The 4,217-nt window shown below is 62.2% G+C and carries 3 protein-coding genes and 1 pseudogene; all 4 read right to left on the bottom strand.

Annotation, left to right across the window (positions count from 1 at the left end; translation table 11 throughout):
* Positions 1–622, bottom strand: a pseudogene (locus OQK_RS12210) (glycine cleavage system aminomethyltransferase GcvT); the annotation flags it as partial.
* A 423-nt stretch (positions 623–1,045) separates the two neighbouring features.
* The gene (locus OQK_RS12205) at positions 1,046–2,659 is read right to left on the bottom strand and encodes an ABC transporter permease (RefSeq protein WP_016772638.1); all 1,614 of its coding nucleotides are present in this window, start codon (positions 2,657–2,659) and stop codon (positions 1,046–1,048) included.
* 245 nt (positions 2,660–2,904) lie between these two features.
* Complete coding sequence (locus tag OQK_RS12200) at positions 2,905–3,909, bottom strand: extracellular solute-binding protein (RefSeq protein WP_016772637.1); 1,005 nt, start codon at positions 3,907–3,909, stop codon at positions 2,905–2,907.
* A 220-nt stretch (positions 3,910–4,129) separates the two neighbouring features.
* On the bottom strand, positions 4,130–4,217 hold an 88-nt coding region (locus OQK_RS31225), incomplete at its 5' end, for a hypothetical protein (RefSeq protein WP_238537216.1).

Here is a 4,217-nt window from a genome sequence, read left to right as displayed (position 1 = left end):
TGAAGAAACCCGGCGCCTGATTCGCGGGCAGGCAGATTTCCAGGCCATCCTCGCCGGTGTAACCGGTGCGCGCGATGAACCAGTCGCCGTCGATGGCGCCTTCGAAAGGTTTGAGTTGCTGGATCAGCGTGGCGCGGGACTGGGTGACCAGTTCGGCAATCTTGTGCCGGGCCTGCGGGCCCTGGATGGCGAGCATCGCCAGCTCGGCGCGCTCGTGCAGTTGCACGTCGTAGGCGCCGAGCTGGGCGTTCATCCAGGCCAGATCCTGATCGCGGGTCGAGGCGTTGAACACCAGCCGGTAAGCGTCGTCGAGGCGGTAGACGATCATGTCGTCGACGATGCCACCGCGCTCATTGAGCATGGTGCTGTACAACGCCCGGCCGGGGCGGTGCAGACGTTCGACGTCGTTGGCCAGCAAATGCTGGAGCCAGGCCTTGGCCTGGGCGCCGGTGACATCGATCACGGTCATATGGGAAACATCGAACACCCCGCAATCGCGGCGCACTTCGTGGTGCTCCTCGACCTGCGAGCCGTAATGCAGTGGCATGTCCCAACCGCCAAAATCGACCATCTTCGCGCCGAGCGCGAGGTGCAGGTCATACAGAGGCGTACGCTGTCCCATGGGTTTCTCCTTCCGGGCGTGGCGAGGGTGCGGACCGCCGCTATACGGCTGAAAGCCTTGATAAGTAAGGCTTGCAGCCGATTCCAGCGCACGGGTCTGTCAGACGAACCGCACCGAATGCCGCGCATTGTAGCCGCATGATGTAGGACTGACGACTACGGGGGCGTTCTCAATTGGTTTCCCCACCGCGTTGTCGCCTAAAAGCGAGCCAGGCAAGGCGCAGGCCGCTGGGAATGGTATTCCCTTTTCAAGGCCTGCAACGCAGGCTGGCTCGCTTTTAGGCACAACCCGGAGGGCCGGGCCTGCTGTTGTGCAGGGCTGCGTTGCTCGAAGCTTATTTGGAACAACCAAACCACGCTTCTCGCGTCTTGCCCTGCACAACAGCAGGCCCGGCGCGGTGGGGAAACCAATCGAGAACGCCCCCTAGTTTCGGTGCGCCGAACGTCGAATCAATCCGATCACCGGCAACAACCCGACCAGCACCAGCGTCAATGCCGGCAATGAGGCGCGCGCCCATTCGCCTTCACTGGTCATTTCAAAGATGCGCACTGCCAGCGTGTCCCAGCCAAACGGGCGCATCAGCAGGGTCGCAGGCATTTCCTTGAGCACATCGACGAACACCAGCAACGCGGCGCTCAAGGTGCCGGGCAGCAGCAGCGGCAGATACACTTTGAAAAACAGTCGCGGCCCACTGACACCCAGACTACGTGCCGCTTCGGGCAAAGATGGCCGTATACGCGCCAGACTGCTTTCCAGCGGCCCATAGGCGACGGCAATGAAGCGCACCAGATAAGCCATCAGCAACGCCGCGAGGCTGCCGAGCAGCAATGGTTTGCCGGCACCACCGAGCCAAGCGGAGAGCGGAATCACCAGTTCACGATCCAGATAACTGAAGGCAAGCATGATCGACACCGCCAGCACCGAACCGGGCAAGGCGTAGCCGAGATTGGCCAGACCGACGCCGGAGTTGATGGCTGGGGTCGGCGCCAGACGCCGGGCAAACGCCAGCAACAGCGCAACGCTGACGGTGATCAGCGCGGCCATCGCCCCCAGATACAGGGTGTGCAGGATCAGTCCGGCGTAGCGCTCGTCCAGATCGAAGCGCCCGCGCTGCCAGAACCACACGATCAGTTGCAGCACCGGGATAACGAAGGCGCAGGCGAATACCAATGCACACCAGCCCGTCGCCGCGAAGGCCTTGATTCCCCGCAGGTGATACAGCGCTTTCACCCGTGGCCGCTCGTTGCTGGCCCGATTCGCCCCGCGCGCACGGCGCTCGCCGTACAGCACCAGCATCACCACCAGCAGCAACAGATTGGCCAGTTGTGCGGCGCTGGGCAGGCTGAAGAAGCCGTACCAGGTTTTGTAGATGGCCGTGGTGAAGGTGTCGAAGTTGAACACCGACACCGCGCCAAAATCGGCGAGGGTTTCCATCAGCGCCAGCGCCACGCCCGCGCCGATCGCCGGACGCGCCATCGGCAGCGCAACCCGCCAGAACGCCTGCCACGGCGACTGCCCGAGCACCCGCGCCGCTTCCATCAGGCCTTTGCCCTGAGCCAGGAATGCGGTGCGCGCCAGCAGATAAACGTAGGGATAAAAAACCAGCACCAGCACCACGATCACCCCGCCGGTGGAACGCACTCGCGGCAGGCGCAAACCCGTGCCGAACCATTCGCGCAGCAGGGTTTGCACGGGGCCGGCGAAATCGAGCAGGCCGACGAAAACGAACGCCAGTACATACGCTGGAATGGCGAAGGGCAGCATCAGCGCCCAGTCGAGCCAGCGCCGACCGGGGAATTCGCAGAGGCTGGTCAGCCACGCCAGGCTGACACCCAGCAGGGTCACGCCGACACCGACGCCGAGGATCAGCGTCAGGGTATTGCCGAGCAGTCGCGGCATCTGGGTTTGCCACAGATGCGACCAGATCTGCTGATCGATGGTCTGCCACGACAACAACAGCACGCTCAGCGGCAACAACACCAGCGCGGCGATGGCGAAGACGATGGGGTACCAGCGGCGTTGGGCGGGGTGGGCCACTTTTGGGTCTCTGGAGGGAATGGGGTGTTCTTGGATTGCGTATTTCAGGTTGGGATTGCTGCCCTCACCCTAGCCCTCTCCCGGAGGGAGAGGGAACTGACCGAGGTGCTCATGCAAACTACATCGACCTGAGATATTGAGTCGAACTCAAGTTTCGAAAGCAACACAAGTTGGCTCCCTCTCCCTCCGGGAGAGGGCTGGGGTGAGGGAGCGATATTGAAAGATCAACAGTTACACGAAACGCCTCAGTTCCACCCCGCCCGATCCATCATCCGGATCGCCTCGGCCTGACGTTTGCCCGCCACTTCTACCGGCAAGGTATCAGCAATGAACTTGCCCCACGCCGCCACTTCTTCCGAGGGTGCCACCGCCGGGTTGGCCGGGAATTCCTGGTTCACATCAGCAAAAATCTTCTGCGCCTCAGGCGTGGTCATCCATTCGACCAGCGCCTTGGCCGCTTCCGGGTGCGGTGCATGTTTGGTCAGGCCGATGCCCGACAGGTTCACATGCACACCGCGATCGGCCTGATTCGGCCAGAACAGCTTCACCGGCAGTTCAGGCTTTTGCTTGTGCAGGCGACCGTAGTAGTAGGTGTTGACGATGCCGACATCGCACTGCCCGGCGTTGATCGCTTCCAGCACCGCAACGTCATCGGAGAACACGTCAGTGGACAGGTTGTTGACCCAGCCCTTGAGGATCTTCTCGGTCTTCTCGGCGCCGTGAACTTCGATCATGGTCGCAGTCAGCGACTGGTTGTAGACCTTCTTCGCCGTGCGCAGGCACAGGCGGCCTTCCCAATTCTTGTCGGCCAGCGCTTCATAGGTGGTCAGTTCGCCCGGCTTCACCCGCTCGGTGGAATAGGCGATGGTCCGCGCGCGCAGGCTCAGGCCGGTCCAGGCGTGGGTGGACGAGCGATATTGCAGGGGGATGTTGGCGTCGATGGTCTTTGAAGTGAACGGCTGGAGGATGCCCATCTGCTCGGCCTGCCACAGGTTGCCGGCGTCGACGGTGAGCAGCAGGTCGGCGGTGGCGTTTTCGCCCTCGGCCTTGATGCGCTGCATCAGCGGCGCTTCCTTGTCGGTGATGAACTTGATCTTCACCCCGGTCTTGGCGGTGTAGGCATCGAATACCGGTTTGATCAGCTCATCGATACGCGACGAGTAAACCACCACCTCATCGGCGGCCTGGGCAGTGGTGCTGCCGATCAGGGTCAAGGCCAGTGCGGTCAGAAGACGCTTGGGTGCCAACATGGGAGTGGTCTCACGGTCGGGAAAGGTGGGCCAAATGATAAGGACTCACATTTACCATCACAATCGAACACTGGGGGAAGGCGTTACCAGATGTTGCACGGCTCAAAACCCCGGTAAGTGGGCGCACGCTTTCGCGAGCAGGCTCGCTCCCACATTGGAATGCATCTCAACAGTGGGAGCGAGCCTGCTCGCGAAGGGGCCATCAGCCTCAATGAGGCGGTCAGGGCTTTGCCAGAGCTGGAAGATCCCCGGTCAGTCCCAGCGCCTCACGCACAAACAACGCCTTCGCCTCGGGCATCTGCTCGACC

The sequence above is a fragment of the Pseudomonas sp. R62 genome (assembly GCF_000257605.1).
Lineage (GTDB): Bacteria > Pseudomonadota > Gammaproteobacteria > Pseudomonadales > Pseudomonadaceae > Aquipseudomonas > Aquipseudomonas atacamensis.
The sequence above is the reverse complement of the archived record's forward strand: the minus strand, read 5'-3'. Positions and strand labels throughout refer to the sequence as shown.

What these genes read in the sequence shown, in the direction of transcription:
- OQK_RS12200 (WP_016772637.1), bottom strand. Translation starts at nt 3,909, where the DNA reads ATGTTGGCACCCAAGCGTCTTCTGACCGCACTGGCCTTGACCCTGATC.